Annotated in this window: 18 protein-coding genes; 11 read left to right on the top strand and 7 right to left on the bottom strand. The window is 59.2% G+C overall.

The genetic code is table 11. The annotated features are described in order from the left end of the window. Positions 1–45 precede the first annotated feature (45 nt). Complete coding sequence (locus tag ACOI8A_RS06850; RefSeq protein ID WP_420646366.1) at positions 46–1,077, bottom strand: LacI family DNA-binding transcriptional regulator; 1,032 nt, start codon at positions 1,075–1,077, stop codon at positions 46–48. 216 nt (positions 1,078–1,293) lie between these two features. On the opposite strand from ACOI8A_RS06850, the gene ACOI8A_RS06845 reads away from it, so the two are divergent. From ACOI8A_RS06845 to ACOI8A_RS06835, 3 genes are all read left to right on the top strand, one after another. Then, positions 1,294–1,827: a gluconokinase gene (locus tag ACOI8A_RS06845; RefSeq protein WP_420646367.1), complete on the top strand. Its 534-nt coding sequence runs from the start codon at positions 1,294–1,296 to the stop codon at positions 1,825–1,827. Positions 1,828–1,909: 82 nt separating this feature from the next. Continuing rightward, entirely contained in the window at positions 1,910–3,262 is a 1,353-nt protein-coding gene (locus tag ACOI8A_RS06840) for a GntP family permease (protein ID WP_420646368.1), read from the top strand. 219 nt (positions 3,263–3,481) lie between these two features. After that, positions 3,482–3,784, top strand: a complete 303-nt coding sequence (locus ACOI8A_RS06835; protein WP_420646369.1) for a hypothetical protein — start codon at positions 3,482–3,484, stop codon at positions 3,782–3,784. A 71-nt stretch (positions 3,785–3,855) separates the two neighbouring features. Here the strand turns inward: ACOI8A_RS06835 and alaC are convergent, their stop codons facing one another. Next, complete coding sequence (gene alaC / locus ACOI8A_RS06830) at positions 3,856–5,088, bottom strand: alanine transaminase (RefSeq protein ID WP_420646370.1); 1,233 nt, start codon at positions 5,086–5,088, stop codon at positions 3,856–3,858. Between the two features lie 139 nt (positions 5,089–5,227). Between alaC and ACOI8A_RS06825 the strand changes: the two genes are divergently transcribed. The 3 genes from ACOI8A_RS06825 (at position 5,228) to ACOI8A_RS06815 (ending at position 7,256) form a co-directional block, all read left to right on the top strand. After that, complete coding sequence (locus tag ACOI8A_RS06825) at positions 5,228–5,890, top strand: LysE family translocator (RefSeq protein ID WP_420646371.1); 663 nt, start codon at positions 5,228–5,230, stop codon at positions 5,888–5,890. A gap of 67 nt (positions 5,891–5,957) precedes the next feature. Further along, positions 5,958–6,452: a GyrI-like domain-containing protein gene (locus ACOI8A_RS06820; protein WP_420646372.1), complete on the top strand. Its 495-nt coding sequence runs from the start codon at positions 5,958–5,960 to the stop codon at positions 6,450–6,452. 315 nt (positions 6,453–6,767) lie between these two features. Then, on the top strand, positions 6,768–7,256 hold the full coding sequence (locus ACOI8A_RS06815) for a GNAT family N-acetyltransferase (RefSeq protein ID WP_420646373.1): 489 nt from the start codon (positions 6,768–6,770) through the stop codon (positions 7,254–7,256). Positions 7,257–7,367: 111 nt separating this feature from the next. Here ACOI8A_RS06815 and ACOI8A_RS06810 read toward each other — a convergent pair whose 3' ends face one another. Next, complete coding sequence (locus tag ACOI8A_RS06810) at positions 7,368–7,973, bottom strand: pyridoxamine 5'-phosphate oxidase family protein (protein WP_420651199.1); 606 nt, start codon at positions 7,971–7,973, stop codon at positions 7,368–7,370. A gap of 17 nt (positions 7,974–7,990) precedes the next feature. Beyond that, positions 7,991–8,476: a GNAT family N-acetyltransferase gene (locus ACOI8A_RS06805; RefSeq protein WP_420646375.1), complete on the bottom strand. Its 486-nt coding sequence runs from the start codon at positions 8,474–8,476 to the stop codon at positions 7,991–7,993. A 142-nt stretch (positions 8,477–8,618) separates the two neighbouring features. Between ACOI8A_RS06805 and ACOI8A_RS06800 the strand changes: the two genes are divergently transcribed. The 3 genes from ACOI8A_RS06800 to ACOI8A_RS06790 all read left to right on the top strand — a co-directional run bounded on the left by ACOI8A_RS06800 (position 8,619) and on the right by ACOI8A_RS06790 (position 10,695). Then, complete coding sequence (locus tag ACOI8A_RS06800) at positions 8,619–9,044, top strand: YybH family protein (RefSeq protein ID WP_420646376.1); 426 nt, start codon at positions 8,619–8,621, stop codon at positions 9,042–9,044. A 67-nt stretch (positions 9,045–9,111) separates the two neighbouring features. Next, positions 9,112–9,456: a YciI family protein gene (locus tag ACOI8A_RS06795; RefSeq protein ID WP_420646377.1), complete on the top strand. Its 345-nt coding sequence runs from the start codon at positions 9,112–9,114 to the stop codon at positions 9,454–9,456. Positions 9,457–9,459: 3 nt separating this feature from the next. After that, positions 9,460–10,695: an RNA polymerase sigma factor gene (locus ACOI8A_RS06790; RefSeq protein WP_420646378.1), complete on the top strand. Its 1,236-nt coding sequence runs from the start codon at positions 9,460–9,462 to the stop codon at positions 10,693–10,695. A 141-nt stretch (positions 10,696–10,836) separates the two neighbouring features. Here ACOI8A_RS06790 and ACOI8A_RS06785 read toward each other — a convergent pair whose 3' ends face one another. Then, entirely contained in the window at positions 10,837–11,691 is an 855-nt protein-coding gene (locus ACOI8A_RS06785) for a LysR family transcriptional regulator (protein WP_420646379.1), read from the bottom strand. 89 nt (positions 11,692–11,780) lie between these two features. Here ACOI8A_RS06785 and ACOI8A_RS06780 point away from each other — a divergent pair, with 89 nt between their 5' ends. Continuing rightward, positions 11,781–12,212, top strand: coding sequence for a multidrug/biocide efflux PACE transporter (locus ACOI8A_RS06780; RefSeq protein ID WP_420646380.1), 432 nt, complete (start codon positions 11,781–11,783; stop codon positions 12,210–12,212). 69 nt (positions 12,213–12,281) lie between these two features. On the opposite strand, the gene ACOI8A_RS06775 is transcribed toward ACOI8A_RS06780, so the two are convergent. Beyond that, positions 12,282–13,037, bottom strand: a complete 756-nt coding sequence (locus tag ACOI8A_RS06775) for an SDR family NAD(P)-dependent oxidoreductase (protein WP_420646381.1) — start codon at positions 13,035–13,037, stop codon at positions 12,282–12,284. Positions 13,038–13,157: 120 nt separating this feature from the next. Between ACOI8A_RS06775 and ACOI8A_RS06770 the strand changes: the two genes are divergently transcribed. Next, complete coding sequence (locus tag ACOI8A_RS06770) at positions 13,158–14,054, top strand: LysR family transcriptional regulator (protein ID WP_420646382.1); 897 nt, start codon at positions 13,158–13,160, stop codon at positions 14,052–14,054. On the opposite strand, the gene ACOI8A_RS06765 is transcribed toward ACOI8A_RS06770, so the two are convergent. Continuing rightward, positions 14,038–15,651 (bottom strand): inorganic phosphate transporter, encoded by a 1,614-nt coding sequence (locus ACOI8A_RS06765; protein ID WP_420651198.1) that lies wholly within the window; start codon positions 15,649–15,651, stop codon positions 14,038–14,040. The genes ACOI8A_RS06770 and ACOI8A_RS06765 overlap by 17 nt on opposite strands. Positions 15,652–15,889: the final 238 nt, after the last annotated feature.

Here is a 15,889-nt window from a genome sequence, read left to right as displayed (position 1 = left end):
CGCAGCCTCGCTTCGCTCGACAGCTCCTACAAGGGGGGGACGTTGTCAGGTGCTTTCGCGGATTTTGAGTTCGAAGCCCATGTCTTCCACCGGTCGCGCCACGCTGTTGCCTGCCATCAACGTCAACATCTGCTCTGCCGCGCGCCGGCCAATCGCCTCGCGCGGAGTGTTGATACTGCTCAGGCGCGGCACCATGTGCTCGGACATCGGCAAGTCGTTGAAGCCGAGAATCGCCACCTGCTCGGGGATTTTGATCCCATGGCGCAGCGCTTCCAGCAGCGCGCCCTGCGCCAGGTCGTCGTTGCCGAAGAAGATCGCATCGACATCCGGATGCGCCGCCAGCAGTTGCAGAAACAGCTCCCCGCCCAATCCCACCGAGGATGAACGCGGCGTCAGCACTTCCAGATCCGGGTCATAACGACCGGCCTTCTGCAACGCCCTGCGAAACCCTTCACCACGCAACAATGTGCGCTGATCCAGCTGCGCGCCAATGTAGGCCAGACGCTTGCGTCCGCGTGACAGCAAGTGTTCGGCAGCAGTTTCGCCAGCGCTGAGCTGTGAGAAGCCCACACAATTCACTCCGGCGGCGCTGTCCAGTTCCATCATGTACACACATGGAATATTGCTGGTCTCGATCATCCGTCGCGAACTTTCGGTGCGATCAAACCCGGTCAGCAGAAAACCCCTTGGCTGATAGGCCATGTAGTTACGCAGCAGGTTTTCTTCTTCATCGCGCGAGTAGTGGAAGTTGCCGATCAACACTTCGAAGCCCTTGGGCGTCAGTATCCGATGAATGGCTTCCAGCGTGTCGATGAACAACAAGTTGGACAGCGACGGCACCAACACCACCACCGAATGGCTCTGCGCCGAGGCCAAGGCACGGGCGGCCGGGTTGACCACATAGTTCAGGTCGAGCGCGGCTTTCTGCACTTTTTCCACCAGTTCGGCGGCGACCGTGCTGACCCCGCGCAAGGCACGCGAGGCGGTAATCGGGCTGACGCCGGCCAGGCGGGCAACTTCATTCAGAGTGGGACGGCCGGTGGTGCGGGTATTTTTATCGTTTTTAGAGGTGGTCATCGGGCGGCTTGCCAAACAAAAATCAAGGCACTAAGGTAGCGCTGTCCTGATGCAGCTGCAAATGCGTGAGCGAGATCCTGCCTGATCCTTGCTTTTTGGCGTCGGGAACAAACCTGCTGCAACCCAAAAAAACGACAAGAAGGCGTCGGCAACTTCTACCGCTGCACTAGAGTCATAGCATGCAAAGGTAGCGCTGTCTGCGCGCTGAGGTGTTTCATGAATCATCCCATCACCGCCCTGGTCATCATGGGCGTTGCCGGTTGCGGCAAGACGTGCGTCAGCGAGGCCTTGTGCCATTTGAGCGGCGCCACTGCCATTGAAGGCGATACTTTCCATCCGGCCGCGAACATCGAAAAGATGAGCGCGGGGATCCCCCTGAACGATCAAGACCGCGCCGGCTGGCTCGACAGCCTGTGCGATGAGCTGCGCCGCGTCGACGCCACGGGCCAACGTCCGGTGCTGACCTGTTCCGCACTCAAACACAGTTACCGCGAAGTGTTGCGCAGTGCCTTGCCGGGCCTGGGCTTCGTGTTTCTTGAGCTGACCCCTGAAGTGGCCGCCGAACGTGTGTCGCATCGCCCCGGCCATTTCATGCCTGCAACGCTGATCGAAAGCCAGTTCGCCACCCTCGAATCGCCCAAGGGCGAGCCGTTGACCCTGGCGCTGAATGCTTCAATCCACAGCGTCGAAGAGCTGGCCGAGCAGGCCCACCAGTGGTGGCAGGCCAACGGCTTGCAGCAGCCGGTATGAGAGTGATCACGCAGATAGCGCTGTCCTCACGACTTCTGATTAACCCGCTTTAATAACAACAACAAGCCAGGAGACACCCCCTATGTTTGGCATGTCCCACGACGCGTACCTGCTGCTTGATGCAGTGGTCACGGTGATCGGACTCATCGTCCTGATCACCAAGTTCAAGCTGCATCCGTTCATTGCCCTGACCATTGCCGCTGCATTCCTCGGTCTGACTTCGGGCATGCCGATCGGCACCATCATCAAAGCGTTCCAGGACGGCTTCGGTGGCGTGCTCGGTTTCGTCGGCATCATCCTCGCGCTGGGCACCATGCTCGGCAAAATGATGGCTGAATCCGGCGGTGCCGATCAGATCGCGCAGACGCTGATCCGCGCCTTCGGCAAGGACAAAGTCCAGTGGGCGATGATGTTCGCCGCGTTCCTGGTGGGCATTCCGCTGTTCTTCGAGATCGGCTTTGTGCTGCTGATTCCGCTGGTGTTCATCGTTGCGCGCCGTACTGGTGTGTCGATCATCAAGATCGGTATCCCGCTGCTGGCCGGCCTGTCCGCCGTGCACGGTCTGGTGCCGCCGCACCCGGGCCCGCTGCTGGCCATCGGGGTGTTTGGCGCAGACATCGGCAAGACCATTCTGTACGGTCTGATCGTGGCGCTACCGACTGCGATCATTGCCGGCCCGATCTACGGCACGTTCATCGCCAAGTACATTCCGGGTCATCCGAATCAGGAACTGGTCGACCAACTGGCGCGTGAAAACGATTCCGCCGTCCTGCCAAGCTTCAGCATCACCCTGATCACCGTGCTGCTGCCGGTGTTTCTGATGCTGCTGAAAACCTTCGCTGACGTTGCGCTGCCGGACGGGCACTTCTTCCGCATCTGGATGGACATGATCGGTCACCCGATCTCAGCGTTGCTGCTCGCATTGCTGCTGTCGCTGTACACCTTCGGCTACAAGCAGGGCATCGGTTCGAATCAGATGCTCAAATGGCTCGACGCGAGCCTGGCGCCAACCGCAGCGATCATTCTTATCATCGGTGCCGGCGGCGGCTTCAAGCAGATGCTGGTGACCAGCGGCGTCGGTGACGTGATCGGCCACATGGCGGTCAGCGCACAGATCTCGCCGATCCTGCTGGCGTGGCTGGTGGCGGCGGTAATTCGTATTGCCACCGGTTCGGCGACTGTTGCGACCATTACTGGCGCGGGCATTGTGGTGCCGGTGGTGGGCATGATTCCGGGGGTCAACCGCGAGTTGCTGGTGCTGGCAACCGGTGCAGGTTCGTTGATCCTGTCCCACGTCAACGACGCCGGTTTCTGGCTGGTGAAGCAGTACTTCAACATGACCGTGGCCGAAACCTTCAAGACCTGGACCGCGATGGAAACCATCCTGTCGGTGGTGGCGCTGGGCTTCATCTTGCTGCTGTCGATGTTCGTTTAAGCAAGCGATCCACAAACACAAAAAAACCGCAGCGATGCGGTTTTTTTGTGCCTATCTATTTTTAGCGTTGCAACCACTTTTTGCAGAACCAACTTATTGCAGCTTACCATTCGTCGCGACTGTCATTTCTGACAGGTTACTTTTGAGATTGCCTGAATTATAAATTTCTCGGAAGAAATTACTCTTTCGTTTTTTAAAAATAATATAAAGGTGGATGTAATGAACAGTGCGCGAACCTACAAGCTTGATGGCAATACAATTTCGGCCGGTCATCAAATTCTGATGAAACGTTCGAGTAAGGATGAGCCGAATATTCGGATTCTTGAAGTCGCTAGCGTTGAGGGTAAAGCGGATGCAAGAGTTGTCGGCAGGGATCTAACTGCGACAGAGGCATCATCGCCCGTCCCAGGAGTAGCAATTTTCGAGTTGCAAGCAGCGCCTGATTTTAGCAATTCAGTGAGCTTGCGGATTAACGACGGCAGTGGGCAAGAGGACCGGTTTACAGCCGCGTTGGATATGTAGCGTACAACTCTTAAAGTCCGAGTTCAAAATAGCTTAGCTATTTGAACTCGGCCGATTACTACCTTGGATAGCTAATCAGTTCGTTTCCCGGAATCCAAATGTTTGACTAGTCCATCCGCCCGGAACATTCCGCGAATCCCGCGTACGGCCTGACGGATGCGGTCCTGGTTTTCGATCAGCGCAAAGCGCACATGGTCGTCGCCATATTCACCAAAGCCCACACCCGGCGAGACGCAGACCTTGGCCTCGGCCAGCAGTTTCTTGGCGAATTCCAGCGAACCCAGATGCGCATAAGCCTCGGGAATCTTCGCCCAGACGTACATCGAGGCTTTCGGGTTCTCGACCATCCAGCCCAGCTCATGCAGGCCTTTGACCAGCACATTCCGGCGTTGGCGATACTGCTCGGCGATGTCGAGCACGCATTGCTGATCGCCTTCCAGCGCAGCAATCGCCGCGACTTGTAGCGGGGTGAAGGTGCCGTAGTCGTGGTAGCTCTTGATCCGTGCCAGGGCGTTGACCAGTTCCGGGTTGCCGACCATGAAACCGATGCGCCAGCCGGCCATGTTGTAGCTCTTGGACAAGGTGAAAAACTCCACCGCAATGTCCTTGGCCCCCGGCACCTGCATGATCGACGGGGCTTTCCAGCCGTCGTAGACGATGTCGGCGTAGGCCAGATCGTGCACCACCAAAACGTCGTACTGCTTGGCGAGGGCGATCACCCTTTCGAAGAAATCCAGCTCTACGCACTGCGCGGTCGGGTTCGACGGGAAGCCGAGAATCATCATCTTCGGTTTCGGAATCGAGCCACGAATCGCTCGTTCCAGTTCAGCGAAGAAATCCACACCCGGCACCAGCGGCACCGAACGCACCTGCGCCCCAGCAATCACCGCGCCGTAGATGTGAATCGGATAGCTCGGGTTCGGCACCAATACCGTGTCGCCCTGATCCAGCGTGGCCAGCATCAAATGCGCCAGGCCTTCCTTGGAACCGATGGTCACGATGGCTTCGCTTTCCGGATCGATATCGACCTCGTAGCGCTTTTTGTACCAGTTGGAAATCGCCCGGCGCAGGCGCGGAATGCCTCTGGACGTGGAGTAACCGTGGGTGTCGTCGCGCTGAGCGACTTGCACCAGTTTTTCGACGATGTGCGGCGGCGTGGCCCCGTCGGGGTTGCCCATGCTCAAGTCGATGATGTCTTCGCCACGACGTCGCGCGGCCATCTTCAGCTCGGCGGTAATGTTGAAAACGTAAGGGGGGAGTCGATCTATGCGCGCAAAGCGGCGCGGCGAACCTTGTTCAGCCATGGGTGCCTCGGATAACGTAAGCGCCCGGAACCGTCCGAGCGACGCTGGTCACTGCGGTGACCTGTTGCGCAAGATAAGGGCAGTGATGGCCGACTGTCCAGCCCGTGCCCACACAAATTTGTCCCAAGGAAAACGTTAGATGGAATTCACCAGTGGCTTCTTGTTGAGCCTGTCGCTGTGCCTGGATATCGGTGTGGCGAACATCGCGATGATCACCCTGGCGATGCAGCGTGGTTACTTTCAGGGCTTCGCGTTGGGCCTGGGTACCTGCGTCGGTGACTTGATCTACGCGGTACTGGCGTTGGCGGGCATGACGGTTTTGCTGCAATACGAAACCGTGCGCTGGGTGCTGTGGATCGGTGGTTCCGCGTTGTTGATCTACTTCGCGGCGAAGATGATCTACTCGGCGATTCACCACGAAGCCATGCTGGCCGCGACCGCCAAAGTGGGGCAGAACTCGCATCGCAAGGAATTCTTGCGTGGGATATTTCTCGCCATGTCGTCGCCTAGCGCGATTCTCTGGTTCGCAGCGGTCGGTGGCACCTTGATCGCGCGTTCCGGTGGCGGCGGGCCATTGAGTTCGGCGTTGTTCCTCGGCGGGTTCCTGTGTGCCGGACTGCTGTGGTCGGCCGGGCTGTGCTTCGCCGCGAGCCATGGCGGCAAGCTTTTGGGTGACAAGTTGCTGCGCTACTCGTACATGGCATCTGCAGCGATCTTCTGTTATTTCGCGGTATACGTGATCGTATCTGGCTACAACGAGTTCATTGGAGCGGCTGCCGTCGAGCAGTTGCACGCGCTCTGACCGTGCGAAGTGGCTTCGGCTTTCTATACTCCCAGCCGAACCCCTCTTTTGTTCCAGGAGTCGAGTCATGGATGAGCAAAAACGCGTCGAAGTGGCTGAACCTCGCTTCGAACATGGACACTTCCTGCTGATTGCAGGCTTGGGTGATCGATTTACTCAGGAAACCGCGCACAAAATTCCGGCACTGTGGGAGAAATTCCTGCCGCATCTGGGCAAAATTCCCGGCCAGAAAGGCGAAGTGACCTACGGTGTCTGCTGCAATTTCGACGGCAAGGGCGGCTTCGATTACATCGCCGGGGTGGAAATCACCAAGCTCGATGAGTTGCCGCAGGACGTGTATCGCTGGATCGAAGTGCTGCCGCGCCAGTACGCGGTGTTTGAGCACCAAGGCTCGCTCGAACACCTGCCGCAGACCCTGCAGTACATCTACAAAACCTGGCTACCGAAGTCGCACTACGTTGAACTCAACGCCCCGGAACTGGAGCGTTACAGCGCGGATTTCAATCCGACGCTCAAGACCGGCAAGCTGGAAATCTGTGTGCCGGTTGAAACCAGAGGCTGAACATCAGCCGGCAGCGTGAGTTACCCCCTCGCTGCCGGTTTATCAGTGCTTGTCTCTGACACGACGCGCCCGCAACAGGTCGACGCCCAAAGTGATGAAGCCAAAGACGCTGATACCAGCCACCATCAACAGACCAATCTCAAAGCTGCTCATACGCTGTTTCCCCACGGGTGATCAGAGACAAGCGTCAGCAATAACCTGCCGCGAATCCGAAGAAAAGCGCTTATACACAAGCTTTACGCCGCCAGGGCGGATCGATATGAGCGGCTTATTCCTTTATCCTTTGCCGCTTGTTTTCATTGATTTCGAGCCGCCATGAACACCATCATCCGCAACGTCAGCGCCACTGACCTCGATCGCTGCTACGCCATCGAAACCCTCGCCTACGAAGGCGATGAAGCGGCGACCCGCGAAAAAATCGCCACGCGCATCGCCACCTGGCCGGACGGCTTCATCGTTGCCGAGGTGGACGGGGAGGTCGCCGGTTTTATCAACTCCGGCGCGGCGTTCGACGTGCAGATGTCTGACGAAGCTTTCAAGGAACTGATCGGCCACGACCCGGCCGGGCCCAACGTAGTGATCATGTCGGTGGTGGTGCATCCGGATTATCAGAGGCAGGGCCTGGCCAAGCGTCTGCTGGCTGAATTCATCGAGCGCATGCGCGGCTTGGGCAAGGCGACGATCCATCTGATGTGCAAAGAACAACACATCGCGCTGTATGCCGGATTCGGCTTTGCCTACATCAAACCGTCGGCATCCGACCACGGCGGAATGGCATGGCACGAGATGATCCTGACCCTGTAAACACGGTCCCTGTAGGAGCTGCCGCAGGCTGCGATCTTTTGATCTTGATCTTTAAAAAGCAGGATCAAAAGATCGCAGCCTGCGGCAGCTCCTACAGTGGATAGTGGTGTGTCAGTAGAGGCTGTTTTGTACTCGCGCCGGCGCTTCGCGGTCGTAAGTTTCGGCGTCGAATTGGCCGTCGTTCAGACGTTTATGAAACGCCCCGGCTGTCGGCAATGCCGAACGCGGCAGATGCGTCTCAGGGTTCCACGCATCCGAGCGCACAAACGCTTTCGAACAATGGAAAAACGCCGCGTCCACCGTCACCAGTAACACCGTGCGCGCCGGTTTGCCGTTGACTGCAAAGCTCTCCAGCAACGCCGGATCCGCACTGATGGTCGCGGTGCCGTTGACGCGCAGCGTCTCGCCAATCCCCGGAATGATGAACAGCAGCGACACACGTGGATCGTGCAGCACATTGCGCAGGGTATCGATGCGGTTGTTGCCCGGTCGATCCGGCAGCGCCAGCGTGCGCGAATCGATGATCCGCACAAACCCGGCCGTATCGCCACGGGGCGAACTGTCGAGACCATCGGCGCCCACCGAACTGACGATCACCAGCGGCGAGACGCGGACCATCGCCTGATAGTCCTCGTTGAGAAAACCAATCTGCTTGCGCACCGCCCGCTCGTGGGGAAGTCCGTAAATCGCTTCCAGCGCTTCGATTGAATCGATCATCGTGCATCCCTCGATGATTAGAAAAACAGGCCCATGCGCCGCTCGTAACCGATCCGGCCTTTGTACGCTTCGCCGCTGTCGACGTAGCCGTGCTTGGCGTACAGCGCGATGGCGGCGTCATTGTCAGCGTCCACCGAGAGTTCCAGCCCGAGGATTTCCGGCCAGGCCTGACGCGCGACTTCTGGCAACGCCTGCAAGCAGGCCTTGCCATAACCCTTGCCTTGCTGCCGACGATCGACCTGCAACGCGTGCAGTGTGGCGCTGTGTTCACCGGCCCACGCCGGCAGCACCGGCGGACGTTTGAGCAGCAGAAACGCGACTGGAATCTCATCGGCGAGCAGGGCAAAACCCTTCACGCCGGGCGCAGGTTTAGACAGCAAGGTGTGCAACGCACCGTGGATGTCGCCGGAGAATTTGATCTGCTCGGCGTGGATTTCAATCGCCTCGACCTGCTGTCGCTGGATGGCATTCAGGCTGTCGTAAGGCACGAGTCGGGCTGACACGGGAATTTCCTTTTTCCTACAAAGAAGAGCCTCGGATTCTAGCGACTTTGCCCGCCTGAGAAATTTTTTGTTGCAGCTGTCGATCCATCGATTCGCCAGACGACTAAGGGTGTCTTCACAACAAAAACCAAGGAGAACCCCCATGAGCGCACAAGCACAGATCCAGACCCTGATCGATACCTACCGCCAGGCCGTGATGGCCAAGGATGTGGAAAAAGTCATGGCCCTGTACGCCGACGACATCGTCTCGTTCGACGCTATCAAGGCCCTGCAATTCAAAGGCAAACCGGCCTACCGCGCGCACTGGCTGGCCTGCATGGAAATGTGCCCCGGCCCGCACATTTTCGAATTTCAGGAAATCGCCATCGAGACAGCGGACAACATCGCGTTTGCGCACTGGGTGGCTAATTGTGGTGGCACCAATGAAAAGGGCGAAACCCAGAGTTGCTGGATGCGCGTCACCGCGTGTTACCGGCAGGAGGGTGCGACGTGGAAGATTGTTCACGAGCACTGGTCGGCCCCATTCGATCCGATGAGCGGCGCGACCTTGTTCGACGTCACCCCGTAAACCGGGCCCGGTTCGCCAAAGTGTCGATCTGCGGCCATAGTTGATCCGTTCCAGCCTGGAGAAAGCCATGAAATATCTATGTCTGGTGTACAGCGACGAGCACCTGCTGCATTCGCAGCCCGACAGCCCGGAGGATGCGGAATGCTGGGCCTACGCCGAGTCGATTCAGGACAGCGGGCGGATGATTGCCGCTGAAGCTTTGGAGTCGGTGCAGACCGCGACCACGGTGCGAATGCGCAATGGCAAGTTGTCGATCACCGACGGGCCGTTTGCCGAAACCAAGGAGCAACTGGCCGGGTTTTATCTGATCGATGCGCGGGATCTCAACGAGGCGATTCAGGTCGCGGGGAATATCCCGGCAGCGCGGGTCGGCAGCGTCGAAGTGCGTCCCGTGCGCCAGTTGAACGTCTGACCGATGACCGACGCGGCGATCAAGGCGCGGGTCGAGCAAGTCTATCGTCAGGACTCGCGGCGGATTCTTGCGACCTTGATTCGCTTGCTCGGTGATTTTGATCTGGCTGAAGAGGCCTTGCACGAGGCGTTTTTTATCGCGGTCGAGCGTTGGCAACGCGACGGTGTGCCGGACAATCCGCGCACCTGGCTGGTGTCCACCGGGCGTTTCAAAGCCATCGATGTGTTGCGCCGTCGCGCGCGGTTCAAGGCTTCGCAACCGCTGTTGCTCGCGCAACTTGAGGAACTGGAGCTGACCGACTGGAGCAATGAAGATGTGGAAGACGATCGCCTGCGGCTGATTTTCACCTGCTGCCACCCGGCGCTGGCGGCGGACGCGCAAGTGCCGCTGACCCTGCGTGAAGTCTGCGATCTCACCACCGAGGAAATCGCCCGCGCGTTTCTCTCGGCACCGGCGGCGATAGCCCAGCGCATCGTGCGCGCCAAAGCGAAAATCCGTGACGCAAAAATCCCCTATCAAGTGCCGAGCCTGAGCGAATTGCCCGAGCGGCTCGACAGTGTGTTGCGGGTGATTTATCTGGTGTTCAACGAAGGCTATTCGGCATCGGTCGGAGCGCAGGTGACCCGTGAAGACCTGACGCGTGAGGCGATTCGGCTGGGCCGCTTGTTGATGGAGCTGCTGCCGGAACCGGAGGTGATGGGGCTGCTGGCGTTGATGCTGTTGCACGAGTCGCGGCGACCGGCGCGGTCTTCGGCTGCGGGTGAGTTGGTGTTGCTGGATGATCAGGATCGCGGGTTGTGGGATGCGCAGTTGATCGCCGAAGGTTGCGCGCTGGTAGAGCGAGCGCTGAGCACCCGGCGGTTTGGCCCGTATTGCCTGCAAGCGGCGATTGCCGCAGTGCATGCCGAAGCGGCGACGGCGGGCGAGACGGATTGGGAGCAGATTGTCGGGCTGTATGACGTGTTGTTGCGGGCGGTGCCTTCGCCGGTGATTGAGTTGAATCGCGCGGTGGCGGTGGCCAAGCGTGATGGGCCGTTGGCCGGATTGCTATTGATTGAGGGGATTCTTGAGCTTGGAGAATTGCAGGGTTACCACTTGGCGCATTCAGCGCGGGCCGAGTTTTGCCGGCAGTTGGGGCGGGTGGAAGAGGCGCGGGCGGCGTATCTGCGGGCGTTGGAGTTGACGCGGCAAGAGCCGGAGCGGCGGTTCATCGAGGCGCGGCTGCAAGCGTTGAGCTGATCTGAATGGTGCGCTGACAATACTGGCCTCTTCGCGGGCAAGCCCGCTCCCACAGTATCCGCGTCGTACAGAATATTTTTGAACACTGCAAAACCTGTGGGAGCGGGCTTGCCCGCGAAGGGGCCCGAAAGACCGGTATATTTATTCCAGCATCTTGCTGAGCAACCAACTCCCCGCCGGCCCCGGCGGATACAGCCGCGACCACAGCGCATCGACAAACACCGGTTTCGGCCAGCCGCGCACTTTCAATTCCACCAGCAAGCCATTGCCGAAACGCCCCACCAGCCAGCGGGGCAACGGTGCCCAGCCGAAACCTTTTTCGGCCATTTCCAGCAGCATCAGATAACTCGGCGCCGACCACACCCGGCCTTTGCCGCGACTGTCATACGGATTGACGATAGTCGCCAGACGCAACTCGCGATGCTGCGCCAGCTCAGCCTGATCGATGTGTTCGAGCTTAGCCAACGGATGGTCAAGGCCGACGAATAAGCCGATTTCAGTGTTCTCGGCGACGGTCGAGGTCTCCAGATCCGGCGGGTAGCTGTCGCGCATCTCGGCAAATCCCATGTGCGCGCGGCCACGCTGCACCAGTTCGATCATGTCATCACACTCGGCGATCAGGCATTCCAGCTCCAGATCCGGGTAACGCTGCTCGAAGCCGACCAAGGCTGCTTCGAATCGATCCGACTGATAAGTGTCGGAAATCACCACCGTCAGCTTCGGCTCGACGCCCTGTGCCAATTGCCGCGCAGTCATTTCCAGGCGATTGGTCGCTGCCAGAATCGCCTCGGCGCGTTGCAGCATGACGTGCCCCTCAGGCGTGAGCGTCGGCTTACGGCTGCTGCGATCAAAGAGGATCAGATCCAGATCAATCTCCAGACTTGCCACCGCCGCACTGATGGTCGACTGACTGCGCCCCAATTTTCGCGCCGCCGCCGAAAACGAGCCTTGCGTGGCCGCTTGCACGAACGCCAGCAACACTTCCTGAGATGCCATGAACTATCGCCTTGATCGATGGTTATTGGTTATGAAGTATCGGGACAAGGCTGGATCATGGCAACCATCTTCACTCAAGGAGTCAGGCCATGACTGCCAACAAATCCCTCACTGAACGTATTTTCCAGGCCATCGGTTTCGAACTGCTGGCGATCCTGATCTGTACGCCGTTGCTGGCATGGATCATGGACAAACCGCTGCTCGACATGGGCTTGGTCACGTTGCTGATCGCCGCATTGGCGTTGGCCTGGAACGTGGTGTTTAACGGCTTTTTCGACCGCGCGTTGAAACGCATGAACGTCGAACACAACGCCTGGGTGCGGGTGGTGCATGCGCTGCTGTTCGAAGGCGGGTTGATCGTGATGGGCGTGCCGCTGATTGCCTGGTGGTTGTCGGTGAGTCTGTGGCAGGCGTTCTTGCTGGATATCGGCGTGCTGCTGTTTTTCCTGCCGTACACCTATGTTTACCACTGGGGCTATGACGTGGTGCGTGAGCGGTGGGTGACTGCTCGCACTGCCTGATTGTTAAACACCAATTTGTGGCGAGGGAGCAAGCTCCCTCGCCACAATGATTGTGCATCTGTCTTGCAATCAGAGAAACATCCCGCCCGACGCTTCGACTCGTTGCCCGTTGATCCACTGCGCTCCCGGTGACAGCAACAGCGCCAGCGCTCCGCCAATGTCATCCGGCTGACCGGCACGGCCCAGCGCGGTGTTTTCCGCGACCATCGCATTCACCGCTGCGTTGTCGCGCACGGCGCCGCCACCGAAGTCAGTCTCGATTGCGCCGGGTGCCAAGGTATTCACAGTGATCTGACGTGCACCCAACTCCTTGGCCTGATAGCGGGTCAGCACTTCAATCGCGCCTTTCATTGCTGCATAGGCACTGGCGCCTGGGATGCTGAAACGCGCAAGGCCGCTGGACACGTTGATGATCCGTCCGCCGTCGTTAATCAGCGGCAGCAGTTGCTGAGTCAGGAAGAACGGACCTTTGAAATGCACGTTCATCAACATGTCGAATTGCTCGATGGTGGTCTCGGCAAAACTCACATGCAGACCGACCCCGGCGTTGTTGATCAAGAAATCGAAACGTTCACGATCAAATTGTTGCAGCGCGTGCTCGACCTGCGTGGCGAACTCTGCAAAACCTTCACTTCGGCTCACGTCCAGTTGCAGCATCACGGCTTTGCCGCCGAGTTTTTCCACTTCTGCCACCAGCGCCTGAGCTTCATCAGCGCGGCTGTTGTAAGTGCCGATGATGTCCACGCCTTGGGCGGCGAGGTGCAGTGCTGCGTTCTTGCCCAAGCCACGGCTGGCGCCAGTGATCAATGCGATTTTGCGGTTCATGTGTCGGCCTCGATTGCGGTGAGTGATGATGTGGCCCAGTTTATTTATCCGCTGTGGGGTGATAAACAGACTGAAAACGGAATCACTGGTCGGATTGGCCGAACAATCAACGAGCGCAAAATGAACAAACTGGAACTGCTGCGCACCTTCGCGCGGGTCAGCGAATTGTCGAGTTTCACCCTTGCCGGAGAGAGCCTAGGACTGCCGCGCTCGACTGTCTCCGAGCATGTGCAGGCGCTGGAAACCCTGCTCGGCACGCGCCTGCTGCAACGCACTACGCGCAAAGTGCAGGCAACTCAGGACGGCCTGGTGTTGTACGAGCGCAGCAAGGATCTGCTGTCGCACATGGACGAGATCGAAGGCCTGTTCCGTCAGGATGCCGCTTCGTTGAGCGGACGTATCCGCATCGACATGCCGAACATCCTCGCCCGCCGCGTGGTGATGCCGCAGTTGCCGCAGTTCATGGATCGCCATCCGCAACTGGAACTGGAAATCAGCAGCACCGACCGCCGGGTGGATTTGCTCAGTGAGGGCTTCGATTGCGTGGTGCGGGTCGGCGCGCAACCGGATCAGTCGGTGGTCGCGCGGCATCTGTGCGACTTCAGCATGATCAACTGCGCCAGCCCGGCGTATCTGGCGCGCTATGGCGTGCCGCAGACGCTGGAAGACCTGGCACAGCATCGGCTGGTGCATTACGTCGGCGTGCTCGGTTCGCGCTCGGAAGGTTTTGTCTATGAAGAGCACGGCCAGATTCGCCGCGTGCCGATGGCCGGCAGTGTGACGGTCAACAGCACCGACGCCTACGAGTCGGCAGCGTTGGGTGGTTTTGGTCTGGTGCAGATTCCGCACACCGGAATGAATGGCTATCTGCAGAGCGGTGAGTTGGTAGCCGTGCTACCGCAGTTCAACGCCCCGGCGATGGGCGTTTCACTGCTATATGCACGGCAACGGCATTTGCCGTTGCGCGTGCGGGTGTTCATGGATTGGCTGGGGGAGGTGGTCAGAAGATTTGGGTGAACAACCAGTACAGGCTGCCGGATAGCAGGATCGCCGCAGGCAAGGTCAGCACCCACGCCATCAGCAGATTACGGATGGTCCTCATCTGCAACCCGCCGCCATTGGCGACCATCGTGCCCGCCACACCGGATGACAAAACATGCGTCGTGGATACCGGCAAACCAAACATGTCGGCAGCGCCAATCGTCAGCATCGCCACGGTTTCCGCCGATGCACCTTGCGCGTAAGTCAGATGCGTCTTGCCGATCTTTTCACCGACCGTCACCACAATGCGTTTCCAGCCAACCATGGTGCCCAGTCCCAGCGCGATGGCCACGGCGATCTTCACCCACAGCGGAATGAAGCGTGTGGCGTTGTCGATCTGTTGCTTGAACAGTTGCAGCTTGCCGCTGGTGTCGGCGTCGAAGTTGCCGACCTTGTTCTTGTCCATCAGGCGAATGGTTTCACTGGCCAGGTACATATCGTTGCGCACGTTACCCATGGCTTCGGCCGGGACTTTCGCCAGCGAACCGTAGCCTTTGACTTCTTCGCCGATGTGCCCGGTGAGGGCGGCGAGGGCCGGGATCAATTGCGCGGTGGCTTCCTTGGTGCGCATGTAATCCGAAAGCACCGGGCGCGGATCGGCCGGGGCCGGCAGCGAGGTGTTTTTCACCAGCGCTTGCTGAGTGACTTGCGCCACCGCCGCAAATTGCAGCGATTGTTCTTCGGGCATGGTGCGGTTCAAGGCGTAGGCCATCGGCAGGGTGCCGACCAGAATCAGCATGATCAGGCCCATGCCTTTCTGCCCGTCGTTGGAACCGTGGGCGAAGGACACGCCGGTGCAGGTCAAAATCAACAGACCACGAATCCACCACGGCGGCGGCGTGTTGCCTTCAGGCGCCTTGTACAGCGCACGATTCTTCACGAACGCGCGCAGCGCCAGCAGCAACAGCGCGGCAAAACCGAAACCCACCAGCGGCGACAGCAGCAACGCGTAACCGATCTTGGTCGCCTGTGCCCAGTCGACGCCGCTGGTGCCGTCCCGCCCGTGCATCAAGGCATTCGCCACGCCGACGCCGATGATCGAACCAATCAGCGTGTGCGACGACGAGGCCGGCAGGCCCAGCCACCAGGTGCCGAGGTTCCACAGAATCGCGGCGATCAGTAGTGCGAAAATCATCGCGAAACCGGCCGACGAGCCGACTTGCAGAATCAGCTCCACTGGCAGCAACGCGATGATGCCGAACGCCACCGCGCCGCTCGACAGCAGCACCCCGAGGAAATTGAAGAACCCCGACCAGACCACTGCAACATTCGGTGGCAGCGAGTGGGTGTAGATCACCGTGGCCACAGCGTTGGCGGTGTCGTGGAAACCGTTGACGAACTCAAAACCCAGCGCAATCAACAGCGCCACGCCGAGCAGCAGGAAAGGCGTCCAGGTGGTGACCTGCGTGCCCAGTTCATGCATGTCGTGCATCAGGCTGTAGGCGGTGAACAGCATCCCCATGGCCAGCACTGCGAAAAAAATCACGTAGGTGAACGGGCTGGTTTTCTTGTCGAGCGCTGGCCGGCTGCTGGGGGCGGACGCTTGGCTGGCGGAAAGCGATGGAGTAGCCATGGGCGGACAATCCTGAGCGAAGAAAGGAATGTCGCCCATGATCGTTGCAGAATGTTACAGAGAGGCTGCCGTGGATCAGTGTTAGGTGGATTAGCCCCGTCACTGATCTGGCGGCGCGAAGATCCCCTGTGGCGAGGGGATTTATCCCCGTTCGGCTGCGCAGCAGTCGCAAATCCGGTACGTACGTTCTATCTGATACACCGCGGTGAATGGCTTTGGGGCTGCTGCGCAACCCATC

Origin of the sequence: Pseudomonas sp. P4795, from assembly GCF_048822895.1 — a bacterium.
Taxonomy (GTDB): Bacteria; Pseudomonadota; Gammaproteobacteria; order Pseudomonadales; family Pseudomonadaceae; genus Aquipseudomonas.
Note: the sequence above shows the minus strand (reverse complement) of the source record. Positions and strands in the feature narration are given on the sequence as shown.